At 72.6% G+C, this 22,041-nt stretch carries 20 protein-coding genes and 1 pseudogene; 8 read left to right on the top strand and 13 right to left on the bottom strand.

Going from position 1 to position 22,041, the window contains the following annotated elements; translation table 11 throughout:
* Positions 1 to 103: 103 nt before the first annotated feature.
* On the bottom strand, positions 104 to 724 hold the full coding sequence (locus EHO50_RS41215; protein ID WP_128436992.1) for a MerR family transcriptional regulator: 621 nt from the start codon (positions 722 to 724) through the stop codon (positions 104 to 106).
* A 103-nt stretch (positions 725 to 827) separates the two neighbouring features.
* Here EHO50_RS41215 and EHO50_RS41220 point away from each other — a divergent pair, with 103 nt between their 5' ends.
* The 3 genes and pseudogenes from EHO50_RS41220 (at position 828) to EHO50_RS41230 (ending at position 3,353) form a co-directional block, all read left to right on the top strand.
* Complete coding sequence (locus tag EHO50_RS41220; protein ID WP_128436993.1) at positions 828 to 1,229, top strand: DUF3291 domain-containing protein; 402 nt, start codon at positions 828 to 830, stop codon at positions 1,227 to 1,229.
* A 42-nt stretch (positions 1,230 to 1,271) separates the two neighbouring features.
* Complete coding sequence (locus EHO50_RS41225; protein ID WP_128436994.1) at positions 1,272 to 2,717, top strand: MFS transporter; 1,446 nt, start codon at positions 1,272 to 1,274, stop codon at positions 2,715 to 2,717.
* Between the two features lie 10 nt (positions 2,718 to 2,727).
* A pseudogene (locus tag EHO50_RS41230) lies at positions 2,728 to 3,353 on the top strand (TetR/AcrR family transcriptional regulator).
* On the opposite strand, the gene EHO50_RS41235 reads toward EHO50_RS41230, so the two are convergent.
* Entirely contained in the window at positions 3,268 to 4,374 is a 1,107-nt protein-coding gene (locus EHO50_RS41235; protein WP_164905100.1) for a DNA glycosylase AlkZ-like family protein, read from the bottom strand. The pseudogene EHO50_RS41230 and the gene EHO50_RS41235 overlap by 86 nt on opposite strands.
* 119 nt (positions 4,375 to 4,493) lie before the next feature.
* Between EHO50_RS41235 and EHO50_RS41240 the strand changes: the two genes are divergently transcribed.
* Complete coding sequence (locus tag EHO50_RS41240) at positions 4,494 to 5,291, top strand: N-formylglutamate amidohydrolase (protein WP_128436996.1); 798 nt, start codon at positions 4,494 to 4,496, stop codon at positions 5,289 to 5,291.
* Positions 5,292 to 5,300: 9 nt separating this feature from the next.
* Here EHO50_RS41240 and EHO50_RS41245 read toward each other — a convergent pair whose 3' ends face one another.
* Genes EHO50_RS41245 through EHO50_RS41255 form a run of 3 tightly spaced genes read right to left on the bottom strand, consistent with a single transcriptional unit; the run spans position 5,301 to position 7,872 of the window.
* A complete protein-coding gene (locus tag EHO50_RS41245) occupies positions 5,301 to 5,792 on the bottom strand; it encodes a hypothetical protein (protein ID WP_181449795.1) in 492 nt (163 codons plus the stop codon).
* Positions 5,793 to 5,800: 8 nt separating this feature from the next.
* Entirely contained in the window at positions 5,801 to 6,376 is a 576-nt protein-coding gene (locus tag EHO50_RS41250; protein ID WP_128436997.1) for an RNA polymerase sigma factor, read from the bottom strand.
* A 59-nt stretch (positions 6,377 to 6,435) separates the two neighbouring features.
* Complete coding sequence (locus EHO50_RS41255) at positions 6,436 to 7,872, bottom strand: S8/S53 family peptidase (RefSeq protein ID WP_128436998.1); 1,437 nt, start codon at positions 7,870 to 7,872, stop codon at positions 6,436 to 6,438.
* Between the two features lie 148 nt (positions 7,873 to 8,020).
* On the opposite strand from EHO50_RS41255, the gene EHO50_RS41260 reads away from it, so the two are divergent.
* Positions 8,021 to 10,588, top strand: a complete 2,568-nt coding sequence (locus EHO50_RS41260; protein ID WP_128437053.1) for a CHAT domain-containing protein — start codon at positions 8,021 to 8,023, stop codon at positions 10,586 to 10,588.
* Between the two features lie 24 nt (positions 10,589 to 10,612).
* On the opposite strand, the gene EHO50_RS41265 is transcribed toward EHO50_RS41260, so the two are convergent.
* Positions 10,613 to 12,460 (bottom strand): LuxR family transcriptional regulator AbsR2, encoded by a 1,848-nt coding sequence (locus EHO50_RS41265; protein ID WP_128436999.1) that lies wholly within the window; start codon positions 12,458 to 12,460, stop codon positions 10,613 to 10,615.
* A gap of 98 nt (positions 12,461 to 12,558) precedes the next feature.
* Here EHO50_RS41265 and absR1 point away from each other — a divergent pair, with 98 nt between their 5' ends.
* Positions 12,559 to 13,644, top strand: a complete 1,086-nt coding sequence (gene absR1, locus EHO50_RS41270; protein WP_128437000.1) for a beta-glucuronidase AbsR1 — start codon at positions 12,559 to 12,561, stop codon at positions 13,642 to 13,644.
* Positions 13,645 to 13,758: 114 nt separating this feature from the next.
* Here the strand turns inward: absR1 and EHO50_RS41275 are convergent, their stop codons facing one another.
* On the bottom strand, positions 13,759 to 14,721 hold the full coding sequence (locus tag EHO50_RS41275) for a helix-turn-helix transcriptional regulator (protein WP_128437001.1): 963 nt from the start codon (positions 14,719 to 14,721) through the stop codon (positions 13,759 to 13,761).
* Between the two features lie 107 nt (positions 14,722 to 14,828).
* Here EHO50_RS41275 and EHO50_RS41280 point away from each other — a divergent pair, with 107 nt between their 5' ends.
* Positions 14,829 to 15,200, top strand: a complete 372-nt coding sequence (locus EHO50_RS41280) for a hypothetical protein (RefSeq protein ID WP_128437002.1) — start codon at positions 14,829 to 14,831, stop codon at positions 15,198 to 15,200.
* 7 nt (positions 15,201 to 15,207) lie between these two features.
* Here EHO50_RS41280 and EHO50_RS41285 read toward each other — a convergent pair whose 3' ends face one another.
* Positions 15,208 to 16,809 carry an FAD-binding oxidoreductase gene (locus EHO50_RS41285; RefSeq protein ID WP_128437003.1) on the bottom strand — a complete coding sequence of 534 codons (1,602 nt, stop codon included), beginning with the start codon at positions 16,807 to 16,809 and terminating at the stop codon, positions 15,208 to 15,210.
* Positions 16,810 to 16,987: 178 nt separating this feature from the next.
* On the opposite strand from EHO50_RS41285, the gene EHO50_RS41290 reads away from it, so the two are divergent.
* Entirely contained in the window at positions 16,988 to 17,740 is a 753-nt protein-coding gene (locus EHO50_RS41290) for a class I SAM-dependent DNA methyltransferase (RefSeq protein WP_128437004.1), read from the top strand.
* On the opposite strand, the gene EHO50_RS41295 is transcribed toward EHO50_RS41290, so the two are convergent.
* From EHO50_RS41295 to EHO50_RS41310, 5 genes are all read right to left on the bottom strand, one after another.
* Positions 17,676 to 18,584, bottom strand: coding sequence for a glutathione S-transferase C-terminal domain-containing protein (locus EHO50_RS41295; RefSeq protein WP_128437005.1), 909 nt, complete (start codon positions 18,582 to 18,584; stop codon positions 17,676 to 17,678). The genes EHO50_RS41290 and EHO50_RS41295 overlap by 65 nt on opposite strands.
* Before the next feature lie 99 nt (positions 18,585 to 18,683).
* The gene (locus tag EHO50_RS44365) at positions 18,684 to 18,839 is read right to left on the bottom strand and encodes a hypothetical protein (RefSeq protein ID WP_164905101.1); all 156 of its coding nucleotides are present in this window, start codon (positions 18,837 to 18,839) and stop codon (positions 18,684 to 18,686) included.
* 119 nt (positions 18,840 to 18,958) lie between these two features.
* Positions 18,959 to 19,417: an RrF2 family transcriptional regulator gene (locus tag EHO50_RS41300; protein ID WP_128437054.1), complete on the bottom strand. Its 459-nt coding sequence runs from the start codon at positions 19,415 to 19,417 to the stop codon at positions 18,959 to 18,961.
* 52 nt (positions 19,418 to 19,469) lie between these two features.
* A complete protein-coding gene (locus EHO50_RS41305) occupies positions 19,470 to 20,699 on the bottom strand; it encodes an acyl-CoA dehydrogenase family protein (RefSeq protein WP_128437006.1) in 1,230 nt (409 codons plus the stop codon).
* 149 nt (positions 20,700 to 20,848) lie between these two features.
* Positions 20,849 to 22,000, bottom strand: coding sequence for an LLM class flavin-dependent oxidoreductase (locus EHO50_RS41310; RefSeq protein WP_128437007.1), 1,152 nt, complete (start codon positions 21,998 to 22,000; stop codon positions 20,849 to 20,851).
* Between the last annotated feature and the right edge of the window lie 41 nt (positions 22,001 to 22,041).

A 22,041-nucleotide genomic window follows, 5' to 3' on the forward strand; every position in this document is an offset into this window, starting at 1 on the left:
TACACCCACCCGGTCATCGACATGGCGCTGCGCGAGCGGCAGTCGGCGGGCGCGGAGGCGGCTGCCCAGCTTCTGCACGAACGGCGCTGACCCGCCGAGGGGCTCAGTGCTCCCCGTGCCGCCTTGCCGACTCGTTCTCCTGGGCCATGCGCCGCAGCGCCAGCAGCGCGGGCTCCAGGAGGACGGTCAGCAGCAGCGCGCGCTCCGCCAGTTCCAGCGGATCCTCGATGCCGTCGAGTTGGTCGAGATCGACGGACGCGGTCTGTTCGGCCAGGTGGGCGTAGGGCAGCAGGGTGCGCCAGTGCAGGGGGGCGCCGAGGGTGCGCAGCGAGGTCAGGGTCTCGGCGAGGGCGGCCCTGGCCGGGGCCGCCTCGTGCACGTTCCAGCCCAACTCCTTGACCAGGTCGTCGACTTCGGCTGTCTCGGGCGAGTCGGCCGCGGGCTCCTCGGCCAGCCGGATCGCACCGAGGGCGAGACCCAGGACGACGTGGGTGTCGCCGGTCTGCTCGGCCAGGGCGTTCAGTACGTCCCGGGCGGCACTCACGGACAGACCCCGCACGCCGACGAGAGCGCGGATCAGGCGCAGCCGGCGCAGATGCTGCTCGTCGTACTCGGCCTGCGTCGCGGCGGTCTGCCGTCCGGGCGGGAGCAGGCCCTCGCGGATGTAGTACTTGATCGTCGTCACGGAGGTGCCGCTGCGGCGGCTCAGTTCGGACATGCGCATTCGGGATCGACTCCGCTCTGGAAATTGGATACCTTGACTGTCTAATCTGGATAGTAGAGATATCCAATTCTATCCCTACGAGCAGCCGGAGAAGGCCACAGCCATGCCCACTCTGCCCTGGACCACCGTCACCACCCCCGCCCCGGACGCCCAGGCGTTCGTCATGGCATCCCGCTTCGAGGTGCGCTCGCTCAAGGACGTGCCGCGCTTCTTCCTGAAGTCCCTGGCCGCGTGGAAGCAGGTCTCCGGCGCGCCCGGCGCGTACGGCGCCTCGCTGATCGCCGAGCCGTTCAAGCGCACCTTCTGGACCCTGTCGGCCTGGCAGGACAAGGAGGCGCTGTACGCGTACGCGAAGACCGAACCGCACCGCTCGATCATGACCGGCCTGCGGCCCACGATGAAGGACTCGACCTTCACGTTCTGGCAGGTCCCGGCCGCCGACCTGCCCATCGACTGGGCGGACGCCCGGCGCCGGCTCGCCGAGCAGCAGACCACCGGCTTCTGAGCCCTCACCGGCCCAGCCCCTCCCCGAGGAGAGACCCCCGCCATGACGCTGTCCGAACAGAACCCGGCCCTCGCCGACCCCGTCACCACACCGGACTCCCCCGCCGGCCGGCACATCCCCCTGTGGCTGGCGATCGTGGCGTGCAGCGTGCCCATGTTCATGGTCGCGCTCGACAACCTCGTCGTCTCGACCGCCCTGCACACCCTGGCCGTCGATCTGGACGCCACCACCCAGCAGTTGCAGTGGTTCGTCAACGCCTACGTGCTCAGCTTCGCCTGTCTGCTGATGACCGGCGCGGCGCTCGGCGACCGCTTCGGCCGCCGCCGCGTCTTCCTGCTCGGCATCGCCGTGTTCACGATGGCCTCCATCGGCTGCGGACTGTCCGACACGAGCGCCCAGCTGATCACCTTCCGCGCGATCCAGGGCTTCGGCGCGGCGGCCGTGATGCCGCTGTCGCTGACTCTGCTCTCCCACGCGGTGCCGGAGCGGCTGCGCGCCATGGCACTTGGCGTGTGGTCCGGCGTGAGCGGCCTGGCCGTGGCGATGGGTCCGGTGGCGGGCGGCGCGGTGGTCGACGGCCTGGACTGGCGGTGGATCTTCTGGATCAACGTGCCGGTGTGCGTGATCGCCGTCCCGTTGGTCCTCTTCGCCCTGCGCGAGAGCTCCCTGCCCGAAGTCCGCCTCGACCTGGTGGGCATGCTGCTGGCCGCGGCCGGCCTGTGCGCCGTGGTGTGGGCCATCGTGCATGGCGAGCAGGACGGCTGGACCTCGGCGAAGGTGCTGGGGGCGTTCGCGGCCGGCGCCGTGCTGCTGGCCCTCTTCGTCGCCTGGGAGGCCCGCGTCCCCCATCCCATGTTGCCGCTGTCCTTCTACCGGGTACGCGCCTTCACCCTCACCAACATCGTCTCCGCGACCATGTATTTCGGCGTCTTCGGCTCCCTGTTCCTGCTCGCCCAGTACCTGCAGATCGTGCCCCCGCGCACCCCGCTGGAGGCAGGTGTCCGCACCCTCGCGTGGACCCTCATGCCGATGTTCGTCGCCCCGGTCGCCGGGCTGCTCACCGACAAGGTCGGCGGCGGCCGGCTCATGGCCCTGGGTCTGTTCCTGCAGGGCGTCGGCCTGGGCTGGATCAACCTGGTCGCCGACACCGACACGGCGTACTCCTCCCTGGTCGGCCCCATGATCGTGGCCGGCATCGGCATGGGCTTCGTGTTCGCGCCGACGGCGGCCGTCGTGCTCGGCTCGGTCGCCAAGGAACACGCGGGCAAGGCGTCGGGCGCCAACACGACGGTGCGGGAGATCGGCGGCGCGCTCGGCATCGCCGTACTCAGCACGGTGTTCGTGACGTACGGCGGCCCGCAGGGCCCGCAGCAGTTCGTCGACGGACTGCGTCCCGCGGTGTGGGTCGGCGTGGCGGTCGTCTTCGCCGGCGCACTGTGCGCCCTCGGCATCCCGCGCCGGCCCCGCCCGGCGGACACGGAGGGGTGAACCCGTCCGCATGGTGAGGACGAGCGCGGCAGCTCGGCGGGAGGCCGTGGTGCTCGTGGCGCCGGCGGAGTTCGCGCGGCAGGGCTACCACGCCACCTCGACCGGGGCGATCGCCCGGCGCGTGGGCGTCTCGCAGCCGTACCTGTTCCGGCTTTTCCCCGACAAGAGGGCCATATTCGTCGCCGCCGCGCTCAGGTCCTTGGAGGACACCCGCCTGGTCATGGAGGAGGCGGCCAGGGCACTGGAGGGCGCGCAGGCGCGCCACGCCGTGGCGCAGGCGTGCACCCGGCTCGTCATGGAGCAGCCCGACCGACTGGCCATGCAGCTCCAGTCCTGCCCGGCCGTGGCCGCCGCCGAGGCGGCGGGCGACCACGCGTTCGGCGAGGCGATACGGGGCGGCTGGACCCGGCTCTGGGAGACGGTACACATGGCCCTGGGAGCCGACGCCGATGAGACGTCGGCCTTCCTGGCCCGCGGGGTGCTGCTCAACGTCTGACGGCGATGGGGTTTCCGCCCCGGCACCGCGTGTGGCAGTGGGCCGGGCCGACCCTCAGCCGGGCAGCGCGAGCTCCAGCTCCAGCCAGCGGGCCAGGTCCTCGATCTCCCGGCCGATCTCCGCGCTCATGGCCTTGGTGAACGGCACGTCCTCGTGGATCGCGTTCACGCGCAGCACTCCGGCCTTGCGCTCGGCGGCGGCGTCGAGCTTTCCGACCAGCCGATCGCCGTAGAGGACGGGAAGCGCGAAGTACCCCCAGCGGCGCTTGGCGGCGGGCTTGTACATCTCCAGCTGGTACTCGTACTCGAACAGCTCGGTGGTGCGTCTACGGTCGTGGACGAGCCGGTCGAACGGGGAGAGCAGGGCGGCCCGTCCCTCGAAGGTCAGCCCCAACTGGGCTGGATCCACACGCCACTTGCCCCGCACGCCTTCGACGACGGCCGGCTCACCGGCCTCCCCCACGTCCGCCGGCTCGACCTGGCACTCCGGGCCTCGCGCGCGGGCGATGCCCAACGCCCGCAGCCGTCGCTCGTCCCGGATACGCAGCGCCTCCTGCACGGGGACCGCGGGCGTGTCCGGGTAGACCCGCTCGGCCAGGTCCCACAGGCGGTCACCGCCGCGGCGTCCCGCCACGGCGACCTCGCCGCGCTGCACCATGAGCTCCAGGAGCTTGGTGACATTGCGGTTATTGGTCCACCCGCTCGACTTCCACGGCAGTGCGCAGGTGTCGGGCAGTTCGCGGGAAGGCAGCGGCCCTGCGGCGCCGAGCCGGTCGAGTATGTCCCGGCGGCAGGCGTCGTTGGCGCCCACCCACGTGCGGTGGTACTCACGCCAGGAGGAAGGTGTCCCCCGCTCGGGCCACTCGGCCATCTCGGCGCGGTACAGCGCGAGATCCTCACCGGGCCGGATCATGGCCTGCAACTCCAGCACCGTCCGGTCGGCGAGGGCGGCGGTCAGGTCGGCCGGTGAGTAACCGGCGGACCCGAGCCGGCTCCACGCCACGAGATCGGCGTTGGGCGCTATGGCGGCGGTCGGGTCGATCTGCAGCAAAGTCAGCCGTCTCATGACATCGAGCAGCCCGGTCGGCCGGGAGCCGTCCAACAGCTGGGCGCGCACGGCAATACGGCGGGCTTCGGCACGGGAGAGCTCATGCACGGTCACCTGCGTCACCTGCCCCGGATCAGGACGTACGGCGCAGCCAGGTCGGCGGGCCGCTGGTTGCTGATGTTCATGCTGTGATGGTGCACCACGCCACTGACAACGCCCCGGGAGCAGCTGTGATGACCCCTGCCGTGCCGTCGTTCGAGTTGCTCCCCGGAGCCGAGGGGTCGCCGGTGATCCTGCATGTGCCGCACTCGGCGCGGGAGATACCGCCCGAGGTGCGCGCGGGGATCGTGCTGGACGACTCCGCGCTGGAGCGGGAGCTGGACCACATCGTCGACGCGCACACCGCGGAGCTCGCTCAGGAGGCGGTCGGGGCGGCGGAGATCACCCCGTGGCGGTTCGTCAACCGGCTCTCGCGGCTGGTCGTCGATCCGGAGCGGTTCCCGGACGAGCGGGAGGAGATGCTGGCCGTGGGCATGGGTGCCGTCTACACGCGGACCACGCACAAGGCACCGCTGAGGCCTGCGGACGCCGACCCCGAGCCGCTCGTCGAGCGGTACTTCCGGCCGTACGCGAAGGCCATGACGGACGCCGTGGCCGATCGGCTCACCGTCACCGGCCGGGCCGTGATCATCGACGTCCACTCCTACCCGACCGCGCCGCTCCCCTACGAACTGCACGGAGTGGGCCCACGGCCGCCGGTCTGCCTGGGCACCGACTCCTTCCACACGCCGCCCGAACTGCTCGCCGCGGCCCGGGAGGCGTTCGCGCCGTGCGGGGAGACGGGGCTGGACAGCCCGTTCAGCGGCACGTACGTCCCGCTGGAGTTCTACGGCACCGATCCCCGGGTGGCCGCCCTGATGATCGAGATCCGTCGGGACACGTACATGGCGGAGCCGGGCGGTCCGGCCGGTCCCGGACTCACCCGGCTCGCGCGGGCGCTGGCGGCGCTGGTGGACGCCGCCTCCCGCTGACGCGGTGGGTCAGGCCCGCAGCCACTCCGTGACCACGACCTCCCCGCCGGTCCGCAGCCGCAGGGCGAAGGGGCCGCTCGGCGGTGCGTCACTGGTGAAGCGGCCCATGTCGTCGGCCACGACCGGCATGACCGTCTGCGGGCCGCCGAGCACCTCGATCCGCGCCTGCTGCGGCGGCAGCACCTGCCCCATTAGCCCGTGCGTGCTCACCTCCACGTCGACGGTCACCTCGCCGGCGCGGAAGGTCAGCATCCGCGGCACGTCCGTCGCTCCCCTGACCGGAATGGCGTCCACCACCGAGTCGAAGGTCAACTCGGCGATCCGAGCGTCGAGGTCGTGCAGTGCGAACGCCTCGACGGCGATCTGCCGCAGTTGGGCGGGGACCGGGTCCAGGATGGTGGCGGCCTGGCGGAGTTCCTCCTCCAGCAACTCGACGGCGAACCCGTCGTCGCCCAGGGACTGTTCGCCGAGGGGCTCTTCGCCCGTCACTTCGTCGTTCATGTCGTCGTTCACAGCGCTCCCCGTGCGTCGATGCGGGCCCGAAGTCGGCGCAGACAGCGCTGGCGCAGCGGCCCGATGCTGCCCACGGCGATGCCCAGTGCGGCGGACACCTCCTGGTAGCTGGGCGGCGGCGAGGCCATCAGCACGCGCAGCAACTGGCGGCAGCGGTCGCCGAGTTCCTCGAACTCCTGCCACATCCAGCGGATGCGCTCACTCTCGGCGGCCGCCTCCTCCGAGTCCAGGACCGACTGTTCGGGCGTACGTTCCTCGCTGACCCGGTCGAGCAGCTGCGGATCGCTCGTCACCGTCAGCCGCCTTGAGCTCTTGAGCACCTTCAGACACTCGTGCCGTGCGGTGCTCGCGAGCCAGGATCCGGCCTTCTCGGGTTCACGGATGCGCCCGAGGTGCTGGGCAAAGCGGAACCAGACGGTCTGGTAGACCTCATGGGCGTCGGCGTCGCCCAGCCGGTGCGCGCGCACGACGGACCACACCAGTGGGCTCAGCCCTTCCACGAGCGCCTTCCAGGCCGCCGCGTCACCGTCGACGGCGGACTGGACCAAGGCACCGACATCTGCACGGTCCACAGCCCCACCCCTCGTGTACGGCAAGTCATCGTACGCCGCGGAGGGGACGGTTCCGACCCTCATGAGCGAGGAGCCGGGGGCGTGACGGGGGCAGGGCGCCAGGTCGGAGGGCGAAGGGCCGGCACATGCGCCCCCCGCACCTCCGCGAACCCGGAGTTCGCCGCGAGCATCTTGTACCGGGCGACACGCGGGTCGCGTTCCTGCTGCGCGGTCATGTGGGCGGCGACCATGCCGGCGACGATCGGAGTGGCGAACGAGGTGCCGCTCCAGTACGCGAGCCCCTCGAACATCACCTGGTCGGGCTTGGTGGTGCCGCCCTGCTCGCTCAACACGCCGGTGTGGCGCGGGGACTGGCAGGTGCAGGAGTAGCCGAAGCCGTACCGGCAGTCGTCGTAGGTGGAGTGCTGGTACACGTACGGCACGGGCGCGTCGAAGCCGGTGAGGGCGCTGGTGAGGCGCTCGCCGGGCGCGTACACCTTCACCCAGCCGCCGTGGTTGCTGAAACAGGCGCCGAACTCGCCGTCGCCGCGCAGCGCTCCGACCGACAGCACGACGTCCTGGTAGTCGGGCAGGTCGGCGTAGGCGGCGGGCCAGAAGGGCATGGCGCTGCCGTTGTTGCCGGCCGCCGCGACGAGCAGGGTGCGCTGGTCGCGCAGCTCCTGCATGAAGGCCTCGACGCCGAGCAGGGCGTCGGTGCGGCCGTTGGAGGTGCCGGCGGAGAGGCTGAGGATGTCGGGCCAGCCGCCCACGTCGACGGCCTCGAAGAGCTTCTCGCCGAACTCGGACTCCAGGATGGCGCCCGCGTCGTTGAGGGAGTTGCGGACCGTGATGTCCGTGTTGGGCGCGACGGCGCCGACGAGCCCGGCGATGAAGGTCCCGTGGCCGACGTACTGCTGGAGGATGCCGTCGTCGTCGCACTCCTTGACCTGGGCATCGCCCTCGGTGTGGGCCAGCAGCGGGAAGGAGCGGAAGTCGTGCACGAGGCCGGTGTCGATGACGAGGACGCCGACCGCGGTGTCCGGGTCGTGGACGCCCTCGGCCGCCGCGGGGTTGATCCCGCCGACGAGCGGGGCCGGCACGGGTTCGTCGCCGGGACAGGAGTTGACCCGCCCCGTGATCCCCACCAGGTGGTTGCGGCTGACGATGCGCCGTCCGGCCCGTCCCTCCGTCTCGCGCAGGGCGCGCAGGGCGTGCGCGACCGTCGGGTCGCCGCTCCGGTCGCCCTCGCCGGGGTCACCGACCTGGATGCGGGTGATGCCTGAGCGGTTGGTCTGCGGGCTCGCGCGGCGCACGTTGTCCTGGACCAGGTCGGGGTGGGCGGTGAAGTGCGCCCGCACGGTGTCCTCGACGACACGGGCGTCCTCGCCGTCGCGGACCAGTACGTAGCCCTTCTCGTAGATGAACTCGGCGGAGTCGTCCGGTCCCATCGCGAGGGGGACGTCGGGCATGGAGCGCTGGATCTGCTCGAACTGCTCGTGGAATCGCTGTGGTGCCATGGCGGGTCCTCCCCCTGAGGCGACGTTCGTCAGTCAGAGCCTGACGGTCGCTCATTGATACAGCGCCAAACCGGTGTGGCACGGTTCCGTGGCAACTACCATCCGTGGAGTGACAGCGGGAAGCGACTCGGTTCTCGAACTGCTGCCGATGGTGTTCGCCGCCCCGAACGACGCGCTGGCGAGGGCGGAAGGGGTGCTCGACGCCGATCCGTCGCCGTGGCACGCCTCCGTCGCCCACCAGGTGATCGGCATCTGGCAGCGGGACTGGGGCGACATGCGCATCGCCCTGTACCACCTGCGGCGTGCCCGGGATCTCGCGGCACGCGCGGATTCGGCCGACCGGGAGGCGGACGCCCTGGCGGCGCTCGGGGTCGCGTTGGTGCATGCGGGGCGCACTCAGCAGGGGCTGGCCGCGCTGGAGCGCGGGGTCGCGCGCGGCAGCGGACACACACGCGCGCGCGTGCTGTTCCGTCGGGCCTACGCACGCTGGGTCCTGGGTCATCACCGGGAGGCACTGGAGGACGTACGCAAGGCGATCCCCGTGCTGCGGCAGGCGGAGGACGTCATCTGGACGGCGCGGGCGCTGACCCTGCGCGCGACCGTGCATCTGGCGCTCGGCGCGATGGACCGTGCGGATGCCGACTTCACGGCGGCCGAGGCGCTGTGGGACACCACGGGCCAGGAGCACGACAAGGCCGACGCGGTGGAGAGCCGGGGTCTCGCGGCGTTCCGGTCGGGCGACATCCCGGCGGCGCTGCGGCTGCTCGACGAGGCGGAGGAGCGGTACGCCAAGCTAGGCACGCCGACGTTCATGCTGAACATCCGCCGCTGCGAGGTGCTGATGGCGGCCGGGCTGGCCCCGGAGGCGCTGGCCGAGGCGGACGCGGCGATCTCCGTGCTCGACGGGATAGGCGGCCAGTCCACCCGCAAGGCGGAGCTGCTGCTGGCCGCCGCGCGTGCCGCCCGGCTGGCGGGCGAGGCGCACACGGCGATCGCGCGCGCCGACATGGCCGTACGGCTGTTCGCCGGGCAGCGGCGCATGTGGTGGGAGACGCACGCCCGGCTGGTGCTGATCGAGGCGCGGGTGGCCGCCGGGCGCAGCTCGGGCCGACTGGTGGCCGACACGGCGGCGGTCGCCGAACGGCTGGCCTCCTTCGGCGCGCCGGCCGCGCCGGAGGCGTCGCTGCTCGCGGGCCGGATGGCGCTCGCCCTGGGCTGGCGGGCCGACGCCGAGCAGCATCTGGCCGTCGCCGCCCGCAGCAGGCGCAGCGGGCCGCCGCTGGCGCGGATGACGGGCTGGGCGGCGCAGGCGCTGCGGGCGCAGGCGGCCGGGTCGGGGCGCGGCGTCCTGGAGGCCTGCCGGCGTGGCCTGGACGTGCTCGACGCCCACCGGATGACGCTGGGCGCCTCGGAGCTCAGGGCCCGGGCCACCGCGCAGGGCGCCGAGCTCGCCGCGCTGGCCCAGCAGGCCAGCCTCGACTCCGGCAGCCCGCGCCGGCTGTTGGTGTGGAGCGAGCGCTGGCGGGCCACCGCGCTGTCGACGCCGCCGACCCGGCCGCCGGCCGATCCGGAGCTGCAGAGCGACCTGACGGCGTTCCGGGAGATCGCGGCGCGCGCCGAGGAGGCCCGCAGTGAGGCCCGTCCCCTTCCGGTGCTGGAGCGTGAACAGCGGCGTCTGGAGCGGGAGATACGTGCCCGGACGCTGCACATGCGCGGCGACACGCCCGGCGACGGCTACCGCTTCGACCCGGGCCGGCTGCTTCAGCGGCTAGGCGACGAGGTGCGGCTGGTCGAACTCGCCGTGCTGGACGGGCGGGTTCAGGTGCTGTTGTGCGGGCGGGGGCGGGTGCGCCGGTACAAGGGCGGGCTGCTGGCCGAGGCGGAGACCGAGGCCGAGCACGTCCAGGCCGGGCTGCGGCGGCTGGCGCACCCGGGTGCGGAGGGTCGGCTGCCGGTGGTGGAGGCGGCGGGGCGGCGACTGGAGGAGCTGCTGCTCGGTCCGGCCGTGGCGCATCTGGGCGAGGGCCCCGTCGTGGTCGTACCGCCGGCCCGGCTGCACCGTGTGCCGTGGGCGCTGCTGCCGTCGCTGCGGGACCGGGTGCTCAGTGTGTCGCCGTCGGCGAGCAGTTGGCTGCGTGCCCGGGAGACCGAGCCGCCGCCGGGCGGCCGCCCTGTGCTGGTGCGCGGGCCTGGGCTGGCGACCGGCGGCGCGGAGGTGCCGCACCTGGCCGGCCGGTACGGCGGTGCGGTCGTCCTGGAGCACGCCGACGCGCGCGTGCCGCGCGTACTGGAGGAGCTCGACGGGGCCGCGCTGGCCCACATCGCCGCCCATGGCGCGTTCCGTACGGACAGCCCCCTGTTCTCGTCGCTGCGGATGGCCGACGGGCCACTCATCGTGCACGACTTCGAGCGCCTGGACCGCAGCCCGTACCGGATCATCCTCTCCTGCTGCGACACCGCCCGGTTCGCCTCCGTCGGCGCCGACGAACTGCTCGGCCTGGTCACCGCGCTGCTGCCGCTGGGCACGGCCGGGGTGGTGGCGTGCACGGCCCCCGTCAACGACGCCGCGGTGGTGCCGCTGATGCTCGCGCTGCACAAGGGACTCAGCGAGGGGCTCTCTCTGGCGGAGGCCCTGCGCGACGCCCGGGCGGCACTCCCGGGCGACGCGCTGCACCAGGCGACCGGGTGGGCGTTCTCGGCGTTCGGTGCGGCCTGATCGACGGAGGAGGTACCGACTCCCCTACGCCGGCTGCGCGTCCGGCAGTTCCACCAGCCACGGCAGTGCGCCGCGGTCGCTGGCACCGAGGCGGGCGTAGGCGCTGTAGAGGTGGTTGCCGACGGTGCGGACGGACAGGGTGAGCTTCTCGGCGATCTGCCGGTTGCTCATCCCCGTGGCCGCCAGGGTGACGATCTGCCGTTGCCGGGCGGTCAGTTCGCCGAGGACGAGGCCGGACAGTGCCGGGGTGCGGGCGCCCTGGCAGCGGCGGGCCAGGGCGACGGCACGCGTGCGTGCGGTGCGGGCGGCGCGCGGGTCGCGGTGGGCCCGTACGGCCTGGGCGTGCGCCTCGGCCGCGAACAGCAGGAAGCCGCGCTCCGCCAGCTCTTCGGCCACCTGGTCGAGCGCGAGGCCGTCGCCGCGGGCGAGCGCGTCGGCGTGTGCGGCGAAGACCCCGGTCAGGCGGCCCACGGCACGCTCGGGGGCGCCGAGGCGGACGGCGTCGTACGCATCGCCGGCGAGCGCCTCGACACTCCCGTCGGCGTCGCCGGCGAGCGCCTCGACAGGCCCGTCGGCATCGCCGCGGGCCGTTGCCGGCCGGGTGACCGCCCCACCCCCGTGGGGGCGGCCACCCAGGATCTTGTGCGCGGCCGGGGCGTCGCCCGACTGCGCTGCGGCGAGGGCGAGTTCGAGGCGGCAGGACGGATCGTCAGCGCCGTGCCGCAGCCCCTCCCGCGCCCATGCCGCGGCCTCGCGCAGCTCCCCGCGCAGCCGCGCGAACCGGGCGCGTACGGCCGCGTACCCGGCCGGCACCGGCGCGCCCTCCGCGACCAGCCACTCCCCCACGGGCGTCGGCATCGCCCGTACGTCCGTCCGCTCGATGCGGCCGGTCAGCGCGGCCCGCTCGACGTCGAGGGCGGCGCCGCACTGCTCGGGCGTACGGGACAGCCGCCTCGCCCGCAGCCGGCCGGCCGCGGCCCGCAGCACCGGGCCGTGCAGGGGGTGGGCGAGGCGGACGGCGCCCTGGTCGTCGACGTGGACCAGGGAGTCGGCCTCAAGGTGTTCCAGGGCAAGGAGGTGGAGTTCGTCCAGGTCCAAGGGCAACGGCTCGGCGAAGGCGAGGCGTTCGAGGGTCTCGCGCTCTTCGGGGCAGGTGCGGTCGAGGACGTGCGCGGTACGTTCCCGTACGGTCGCGGTGACCGGCAGCGGGCCGCGCCACGCCCACTCGTCCGAGTCGGCGACCCGGCTGAGCAGCCCGCGTTCGCGGACCGCGCCCACCAGGTCGCGCAGCAGCCGCAGGTCCCCCTGGCACAGGCGGTGCAGCCGGTTCACGGTGAGCGGCTCCAGGCGACCGCCCCCGGCTCCGCCCGCCAGCAGTTCGGCGGTCTCCTCGCGGGGCAGCGGCTCCAGGGTGAGACGGGGCAGGAGTTCACCGGTCCACAGCCGGGAGATCGCGCCCGGGGCCGGGGCGCCGTCGGTGGTGACGACCAGGAGACGGGTGCGTCCGTGCACGGCCAGCTGGTGGACGAGGGCGGCCGAGGCGTCGTCGAGCAGGTGCGCATCGTCGACCAGGAGCTGTCGTACGCCGGACAGGTGCTGGAACGCGCCGTGCAGGGAGGCCGTCTCGGGCACGAGGTGTGCGAACGCGGCCAAGCGGATGCGGCGGGTCTCGGGGGTGCCGGCCACCCTGACGCAGTCGGTGCCGCGGACGGCCTCGGTGACCAGCCGGGTCTTGCCGCAGCCCGCCGGGCCGGTGATCACGATGCCGTGCCGACCGGCGGTCAAGGACCCTCGGACCAGTTCGAGTTCGTTCTCCCGGCCGGTGAACGGCCAGGGCAGTTCCAGGGTCTTCGCGTCTCGTTCGAAAGTCATCACGGCAATAGGAGCGCGGTGACTCACATCTGATACACGGGGACTTGAGTAGCCCTCGACTCAGGCGATTGCGGCGGGTCGACGGCAACCTGTTCGGCATGACCGCTCGCTACTGCTCCCTCGCGCAAGCGTCGGCCCCCGCCTTCGCCCCGGGGCTGGCCGCCGAGCGGCTCAGTGCGCTCATCAGCGGGCGTCGCATGTGGGTCAACGGCACCGTGCTGCACTACTACTTCTTCGACCGGGACTCCGACGGATCCGTGATCCCCGACCCGGAGACCGGCAAGGCCCAGCGCGTGTCGTGGGTGGGCGGCAAGGAACAGCGGGATGTCGTGCGCGAGTGCTTCCAGGAGTGGCAGGGCCTCGGCATCGGGCTGTCGTTCGTGGAGGTGCGAGACCGGTCGGAGGCCGAGCTGCGCATCGGGTTCCAGTCGGGGGACGGCTCCTGGTCGAACGTGGGCAGGGACGCGCTCCGCGTAGGCCTCAACGACCGCACGATGAACTTCGGCTGGGACCTGACCGTGCCCGGGGAGCGCGCGACGGCCCTGCACGAGATCGGGCACGCGCTCGGCATGCTGCACGAGCACCAGAGCCCGTTCGCCGGCATCCACTGGGACGACGAGGCCGTGTTCGCCGATCTGGCGGGCCCGCCGAACTTCTGGAGCCGTGACAAGACGTTCTTCAACATCCTGCGCAAGCTCGACCCGAACGAGGTCAACGGCTCCGTCTGGGACCCGCACTCGATCATGGAGTACCCCTTCTCGGCCGGGCTGATCCTGGAGCCGGAGCAGTTCCGCGCGGGCCTGAACCCGGCGGGCGTGCTGTCCAGGACCGACAAGGAGTTCGTCCGGCGCTGGTACCCGCCGGCCGAAACGCCGGGGCCGCAGGAGCTGGTGCCGTTCCGCTCGGTACCGCTGCGGCTCGGGCCGGCCGAGCAGGCCGACTTCGTCGTCGAGCCGCCGGAGACCCGCGAGTACACCGTGGGCACCTTCGGCGACAGCGACACGGTGGTGGTGCTCTTCGAGGAACGGGACGGCGAGCCCCGTTACCTCTCCGCCCAGGACGACGGGGGCACGCCGCACAACGCCACCGTCAAGGCCCGCCTGGTCAAGGGCCGCCGCTATGTCGTCCGGGTGCGTCTGTATGCCAACTGGGGTTCGGGCGAGACGGCGGTCATGTGCTGGTGACAGCACGGATCCGCTGACGCGCACGGACGCGACAAGTCCACTGTCCGGTGCCGGGGGAAGCGGCCGGGAGTACGCCGCCTTCGGGGGAGGGCGACGTACTCCCGGCCATGCCTTTCAGTGACCGTAACGGTCGGCGATGCGGCGGGCCGTCTCCGCCAAGTCCGCCCGCACATCTGCCGGTTCGAGCACTTCCAGCTCCGGTCCGAAGCCGAGGAGTCGACGCCGGGCCGCGAGCGGCGAGTCGAAGTGCAGGGTGAGCCGGTGCCAGCCGTCCTCCGGGTCCGGGGTCGCGTTTGCGGCGGATCTGGTGTCGCCGAGGATCGCGGGCAGGGCGGCGAGGGCGTAGGTCGTCAGGCGTACGGCGACGGGGAGTTGGTCCAGGCTCGCCTCGAACTCCGTCGTCCAGCGCGACCAGAACTCCGCGAGGTCGAAGTCGCCGGGACGGGCGAAGGTGCCGGTCAGCCGCTCCACGCCGGTGATCCGGGCGGCGCGGTGAGCACGGATTCCGTCCCGGGAGCGCGCGACCAGGTACCACACGCCCGCCTTGGCGACCAGTCCCAGCGGATCGACGGTCTTCTTGGTCGTACGGCCGTCAGGGCGCCGGTGTGTGAGCCGCAACCGCCCATCGCCCCGCACGGCGTCGACCAACTCGGCGAGATGTGGGACGAGTTCGGGCGGCCTGAACCAGGCCTGGGTGTCGATGTGGAAACGTGCGGCGGCGGCCTGCGTATCGGCCCGGCCCGCCGCGGGCAGTGACGCCACCAGCTTCAGTCGCGCCTGGGACAGCGCGTCGCCGAGCCCGAGCCTCTCCAGGGGGCCGCCCGCGGAGACGGCGAGCAGGGCCGTGGCCTCCTCGGCGCTGATCCCGAGCAGCGGGCTGCGCCAGCCGTCCATCAGGCGGCAGCCCCCGCCCGGGCCACCGCTTGCCACGACCGGCACACCGGCGGCGGCGAGCGCCTCCAGGTCCCGGTAGACGGTACGGACCGACACCTCCAGCTCGTCGGCGAGTTGACGAGCCGTCATCCGCCCGCGCGACTGCAGGCACAGCAGCAGCGACAGCAGCCGGTCCGCTCGCATCGGGCGCTCACTTCCTCACCGTATGGCTGACACAGGATGTCAGCCATACGGTCGTAGCGTCGCCCGCAGGCATCCCACACATCCCCACGACCCCAGGGAGACAGCACGTGATCACCGGATACCTCATCGGCGAGAGCCTCCGCCCCGGCGCCGACTTCCAGCCGCGGGGCCTGCGGCTGCGCAAGGTCAGCCGGGTCGACGTCTCGGCGAGCGCGGCCGAGGGCCAGCCCGGGCTGTGGACGCTCGTCGAGTGGGAGAGCGACGGCGACGACGTCACGACGCTCGCGGAAGCGTTCGCGGCGGTGCTGGAGCCCGAGAACGGCTGGTACGTCGACTTCATCGCCGGGGACGATCGTGTGGTCGTCTTCGCCGGGAAGGTGTTCCGCTACCGGCGCGGCGACGAGGATGGGCGGGCCGAGGCGGTCGCGTACGGGAGGTCTGCGGGGACGCCCGAGCATCAGCTGGACTGGGAGGAGTGAACGGCCCTCAGGCCGCGCGTACCGACAGGGCGTGGTGGAAGACGTTGCGGGGGTCCCACTTCGCCTTGATGCGTTGGAGCCGGCGGTAGTTGTCGCCGAAGTAGAGGGCGTGCCAGGGTGCGCCGGTGTTCCGGGCGGGGTCGGCGAGGTCGGTGTCCGGGTAGTTGATGAACGCGCCGTCGGCGGCAGCGGGGGCGCCGCCGGTGTCGGCGTACAGGTCCTCGTAGAGCTCGCGCAGCCAGCCGATGTGCCGGGCGTCGTCGCGGGGGTCCTCCCAGCCGTTGGCGTAGAACATCTTGATGCTCGCGTCGCGGTGGGGGGTCGCGGTCGCGTCCGGGGCCACGGTGTTGACCTTGCCGCCGTGGGTGTAGAGGCTCAGGCTGCCGCCGGGGTGGTCGTAGTCGGAGCGGGTGAGGTGGTGGTGCAGGGCCTCGATCTGTCGGTCGGTGAAACGTCGGCGCAGGTAGCCCGACTTGACCTTCAGTCGGTAGACGGGGCCGGGGTCGCCCGGTGAGCCGGCCAGGGCGGCGGCCAGCCAGGCCTGGTTCCGCACGGTGCGGACCGGCTGGACGGGCACGCCCCGGTTGATCGCGGCGATGTGCTCGTCCAGCATCCGTTCGGCGCCGGAGTCGGCGGCCACCTGGCCGATCATGAAGACCGTGCCCGACGGGCGGCGGGTGAGGGCCAGTTCGCTGTAGAGGGCGAGGTACGGGGAGTCGGGGGCGCTGTGCCGTTCGGCCCATGCGCCGTGGTTGCGGACCAGCCGGGCGAACGACGTCTTGTCGAGCTGCTGCCAGTCCCAGGAGACCGAGAAGCTCAGCACACCGGACGGCGGCGCGGGCAGCAGGCCGGACGGGTCGTCGCCCTCGGCGCCGGGCGTCCGGAACCAGTAGCGGGTGACGATGCCGAAGCTGCCGCCTCCGCCGCCGGTGTGGGCCCACCACAAGTCCCGGTTGGGATCGGCGAGTTCACGTGTGGCCACCACGCTGCGGGCCTTCCCCGCCCGGTCCACGACGACCACTTCGACCGCGTACAGATGGTCCACGGACAGGCCCATCAGCCGGGACAGCGGCCCATAGCCACCGCCCAGGACATGCCCGCCGACGCCCACACCGGAGCACCAGCCGGCCGGGACCGTCACTCCCCAGCCCAGGTACAGCCTCCGGTAGACGTCGCCCAGCAGAGCACCGGCCTCCACGGCGAAGGCACGGCGGCCCGGGTCGTACGAGACGCCCGCCATGGCAGACATGTCGACGACCACCTCCACGGCCGGGTCGCCGACGAAGTTCTCGAAGCCGTGGCCGCCGCTACGGACCGTGATGCGCCGGCCGCTGTCCACCGCCTGCTGCACGGCCCGTACGACGTGCGCGGTCGTGCCGACCACCCAGACGTGCTCCGGCTCGCCCACGAACCGACGGTTGTAGCCCCGGGACGCCAGGGACCGGTACCGCGGCTCGCCGCGGCCGACCATGGCCGCTCCGGGCGGCGCCGGGCAGGACGTCCCGTCCGCCGCCGCGACCGCGCCCGTGCCCAGCCCGGGCACCACGACCCCCGCCGTCGTGGCGACCAGGCCCCCGCGCAACACGTTCCGCCTGCTCAATGCACTCATGACGTCTCCTAGGACTGCCTTGGGCCAACTCCTTGCTTCCTTCAGGCACGAAGCTAGGTGGCGAAGTCGGCGAAGGCAGTCGTCCCAGCCCCCCGCTCACGGTGGTGCCGGCACCCCGATCGACAGCCCTGCCGAAAATCGCGTGCCCAGGGACGGCGGCCGACTGTACGGTCCCGACGTGATCGACGACGACGGCTACTTCGGAGAGAACATCGCTGCCGACTACGACGACTCGGCGGCCGACATGTTCCGCCCTGGCGTGGTGGACCCGGCGGTCGACCTGCTGGCCGACCTCGCCGGCGACGGCCCGGCGCTGGAACTCGGCATCGGCACCGGCCGGATCGCACTGCCGCTGTCCGGCCGCGGGGTCCCGGTGCACGGCATCGACCTGTCCCGCGCGATGGTGGAGCGACTGCGGGCCAAGCCCGGCGGCGAGGCGATCGACGTGACAATCGGGGACTTCGCGACGACGCGGGTGGCGGGCGAGTTCTCGCTCGCCTACCTCGTCTTCAACACGATCGCCAATCTGACGACCCAGGACGCCCAGGTCGACTGCTTCCGCAACGCCGCAGCCCATCTGCGGCCCGGCGGCTGCTTCGTCGTCGAGGTGGGCGTACCCGACCTGCGCCGGCTGCCGCCCGGGCAGAACGCCGTACCGTTCCACATCAGCGACACACGCTGGGCGTTCGACACCTACGACGTCGCCACCCAGGCGATGAGCTCCAACTACGTCACCATCACCGACGGCCGCGCCGAGCACTGGTCCATCCCGTTCCGGTACGTCTGGCCGGCCGAGCTGGACCTGATGGCCCGGCTGGCCGGCCTACGGCTGCGCGACCGCTGGGAGGACTGGACGCGCGAGCCGTTCACGAGCGAGAGCGGCAAGCACGTGTCGGTGTGGGAGAAACCGGCCGACCGACCGGCTGACTGACCTCGCGTGCGGCGGCCGCCCAGTCCACGATCTGTACCGCCGCGCCCGCCGCCTCCTCGCCCCGGCAGTGGGCGTGGTGCCTGCGGGCGATGCCGTCCAGGTCGAGGTGGGCGCCGAAGGCGGGGTGGGCCGCGAGGCGTCGTGCGTAGGTCCACAGATGCGGGTGGTCGGTGATGCGGGTGACCGCGGCGGCGTCCAGGTGATGGCGGTGCACGGTGTCCAGTTGCACCAGCGTCACCCACAACTCGACGTCCGCGAGGGTCGGTTCGTCGCCGTGTACGTACTCCTGGCAGGCCAGCCGCCGCTCCAGCGCGTCCAGGGTGTGCAGCAGGGTGGCGAGCGCGGTGTCGCGTGCCGCCGGGTCGACGTCGGGCTGTCCGGCGCGCTGCGCGGCCTCGGTGATGCCCTGCTCGCAGAGTCGGCCGATGTTCTCGACGGCCTCCTCGGCGCCGTACGGGAAGAGGTCCGGGCCGTGGCCGCCGAACCGCCGGGCCAGGTCCCGCAGGATGTCGGGGGCGTGGGTGCTCACGATCGTGCCGGTCCAGGTGTCGCTGAGCACCGGCGCCGCGGCCGGTCCGGGGTGCTGGTGCGAACTGGCCTCGTACAGCGGGCGCAGCTCCTGGTGCCCTCCGTCCGGGGCGTCGGGCACGGCGGGCAGCAGCGTCACCGGGAGGACGTCGTCGAGGCCGAGGAGGCTGTGCGTGACGGCGATCCGCAGGCAGCGCGGACATGAGAGCGACAGGTGGAGCCGGTAGCGGCGGGGCGCGGCGTAGTAACCGCTGCGCGCGTCACAGCCGATCCTGCTCCGGAAGGACGGCACGGCGGTCGGGGAAGGGGCGGACATGGGTCTCCCTGGGGTGCTCGGTCACGGGCATACGACGGCGAGGGCGCGCGGCGGCTTCGGCGCGGCCGGGATGCGGTAGATGAGCGTGGGGGGTGGGGTTCAGGCGCGGGCGGGTACGACGCCCTCGCCCTGCGGGGAACTTGCCGCACTGCACACACGCACGAGGTCGATGTGGCGGCGGGACGTCAGCAGGGGCAGCGGCCGGACGGCGACACGGACCGTGTCACTGCCGAGGTCCAGCGCGGAGCGGCCCATGTTTCCCTACCAATTCACTAGGATTCCCGTAGTGGAGTCTCGGGCCACATCCCGGCCGCGTCAAGAGGGCCGCCGAGCAGTGAGACGTGGGGCAGGGATTCGTCGTGACGAGACGTCGGTCAGGGATTCGTCCAGGCCTCGGGGTCGTCCGCGAGGCTCAGGACGTCGTCGGGCAGCTTGGCCGCGGCCACATCGGCGAGGGTGACCTCGCCGAGGATCTTGCGGACGTTGGCGCGTACGGCGATCCACAGCGGGAGCAGGGACTCCGCCGGGCCGATGTAGGAGAGGTCGGGCGGGCGTACGCCGCGCACCGAGACCAGGGGGCCGTCCGCCACGCGGATCACGTCCGCGATGGGGATCGAGTCGGCGGGGCGGGCGAGCCGGTAGCCGCCCTTGCCGCCGCGCTGGCTGACCACGAGGCCGCCCCGGCGCAGGTCGCCGAGGATGCCCTCCAGGAACTTGTGCGGGATGCCCTGTGCCTCGGCGATCGCTTCGGCCTTGAGCGAGGTGTCGTCACCGGCCGCGGCCAGCTCCAACGCCGCCCGCACCGCATAGTCCGCTCTCGCCGAGATCCGCATGCTGAGATTATCCATCACCGCCGTGCCCGATCCTCGCCCGCCGTCCCCTCCGTCAGGCGGGGAGGCTGAACGGGGGGTGTGCGCCGTTGAGGAAGTAGTCCCCGACCTCGCGCAGTCGGTGGGCGACCGGCTCGCGCAGGGTGTGCGTGCGGGTGTCGCGCCAGAAGCGGTCCAGGCCGTGCCGCGTAAAGGCGGCGGGCACACCGACGGCGTCCATGGCATGGGTGGTGATCTCCTGCGCGGCCCTGGAGGCGGCCGCCTCGGCCGCGCTCGCGAGGACGGCGATCTCCGCGCACTCCTCGTCGTCGAGGTCGTCGCCCCGTGCGAGGCCGCGGGTCAGGGCGGTCACCGCCTGGTCGGCGAGGGCGGACGCGGCACGTGCGGCGACGGCGAGCTCGCCGTACGCGGTGAGCACGTACGGGTCCTGCGGCGGGCTGCCCGGCCAGGGCTGGGGTGAGAACGGCTGCCAGGCGGACTGCGCCGCCCTTCCGTGCTCGCGCACCTCACCGAGCAGCCCCTCGGCGACGCCGAGACAGAACTGGGCGGAGACCAGCCGGGCGGTCGGCGCGGCGAGGCCGGCGAAGGGCGACAGGGCGCCGTCGTCCGCGGAGAGGGAGCCGAGCACGTCGTCGGCCCCGACCGGCACGGAGTCGAACCCCACGCCGCCGGCGGCCGCCAGCCGCTGGCCGAAGGTGTCGCCGCCGCTGCCGTTCACGAGGCCCGGGTGGGCGGGGTCGACGAGGACGGCGAGGGGCTCGCCGGTGCCGGGCACGGCGGCACGGACCACCAGCCGGTCGGCGACCCCGACTCCGGAGCCGTACCTCTGATGGCCGTCCAGTACATAGCCGTTGGCCGTCGGGGTCAGCATCAGGGGCGGTTCCTGCGAGGCGATGCCGCCTCCCCAGTACCACTGCCCGGCCGTGAACGCCCGCTCCACGCGCGCGGCACGGTCGGGGCCGGCGAAGAACCGGGCGCAGTAGGACAGGAAGTAGTGGCTGCCCAGCAGGTGGCCGACGGATCCGTCGGCCGCGGAGAGGATCCGTACGGCCGTGTAGGCGGTGCGCCAGTCCGCGCCCCCGCCGCCGTGCGCGGCCGGCACCAGCAGCGTCAGCAGCCCCGATTCACGCAGCCGCGCAATCTCGTCGAGCGGCGGCTTGCCGGCCTGCTCGCGCTCGACCGCGTCCGTGGCCAGGTCGTCCGCCAGCTCACGGGCTGTGTGCAGCCAGTCGGCCGGCTCGGTTCCCGCTGCGGTCGCCGTGTCGGCCGGGGGTGCGCTTGTCATGGCTGACTTCCTTCAAGGCAGAAGAGAACGCGATTCCGGGTTGCCCGGCCGACCCGGTCAACGTCATCCTCACTCGCTCACCCGAGGGGGGTCAACACTTCCCTAGTAATTCGATAGGAAATCTAGGGAATACCCGCCGATCTGGCTGATTACCGCTCTGCGAAGGGGATCTGAGCCACGGGCTGTGCGGCCGTCGCGCTACGGAACGGGTGGTTCCACAGCCCCTGCGCCTCCAGCCGCGGCAGGACGCCCTCGCCGAACCAGTACGCCTCCTCCAGGTGCGGGTAGCCGGAGAGCACGAACTCGTCGATGCCCAGGCGGTGGTACTCGGCGATCCGCTCGGCGACCTCGTCGTGGCTGCCGACCAGCGCAGTCCCGGCGCCGCCCCGCACCAGCCCGATACCGGCCCAGAGGTTCGGGTGGATCTCCAGGTCGTCCCGTCCGCCCCCGTGCAGGGCGAGCATGCGCTGCTGCCCCTCGGACTCGCTGCGGGCGAGCCCGGCCTGTACGGCCCGTACCGTCTCCGCGTCGAAGCCGTCCAGCAGCCGCCGGGCCTCCGCCCACGCCTGCTCGCCGGTGTCCCGGGTGATGACGTGCAGGCGGATGCCGAAGCGGACGCTCCGGCCCTCCTTCTCGGCCAGCGCCCGGATCCAGGCGATCTTCTCGGCGACGGCGGCCGGCGGCTCGCCCCAGGTGAGATAGACGTCGACGTGCCGGGCGGCGATCTCACCGGCGATGGGCGAGGAGCCGCCGAAGTACACCTCCGGTATCGGGTCGGGCACACGGGCCAGCTTCGCGTCCTCGACCTGGAGGTGCTCACCGGCGAGATCGACGGTCTTGCCCTCCCACAACTGCCGTACGACCTCCAGGAATTCACCGGTACGGCGGTAACGGTCGTCCTTGTCGAGGAAGTCGCCGTAGGCGCGCTGCTCGTGGCTCTCGCCGCCCGTGACCACGTTGAGCAGGAGCCGTCCGCCGGTCTGCCGCTGGAAGGTGGACGCCATCTGCGCGGCGAGCGTCGGCGAGACGAAGCCGGGCCGGAAGGCGACCAGGAACTTAAGGCGTTCGGTGTTCTGACTGACCATGGCGGTCGTCAGCCATGCGTCCTCGCACCAGGCGCCGGTCGGCGTGAGCGCGCCGACGAAGCCCAGGTCCTCGGCGGCGCGGGCGATCTGGCTGAGGTAGGCGACCGTCGGCGGCCGGTCGCGGCCGGACGCCGTGGCGGGGGTGCCGTGGCCGCCGCCGACGACGTGGCGGCTGTCGCCGTTGGTGGGCAGGAACCAGTGGAAGGTGAGGGACACGTCGGGTCTCCGATCAGAAAGGCCGGGCAGGAAGGTCAGGA

Origin of the sequence: Streptomyces cyaneus (assembly GCF_004028635.1) — a bacterium.
In the GTDB taxonomy this organism is placed as follows: Bacteria; Actinomycetota; Actinomycetes; order Streptomycetales; family Streptomycetaceae; genus Streptomyces; species Streptomyces cyaneus.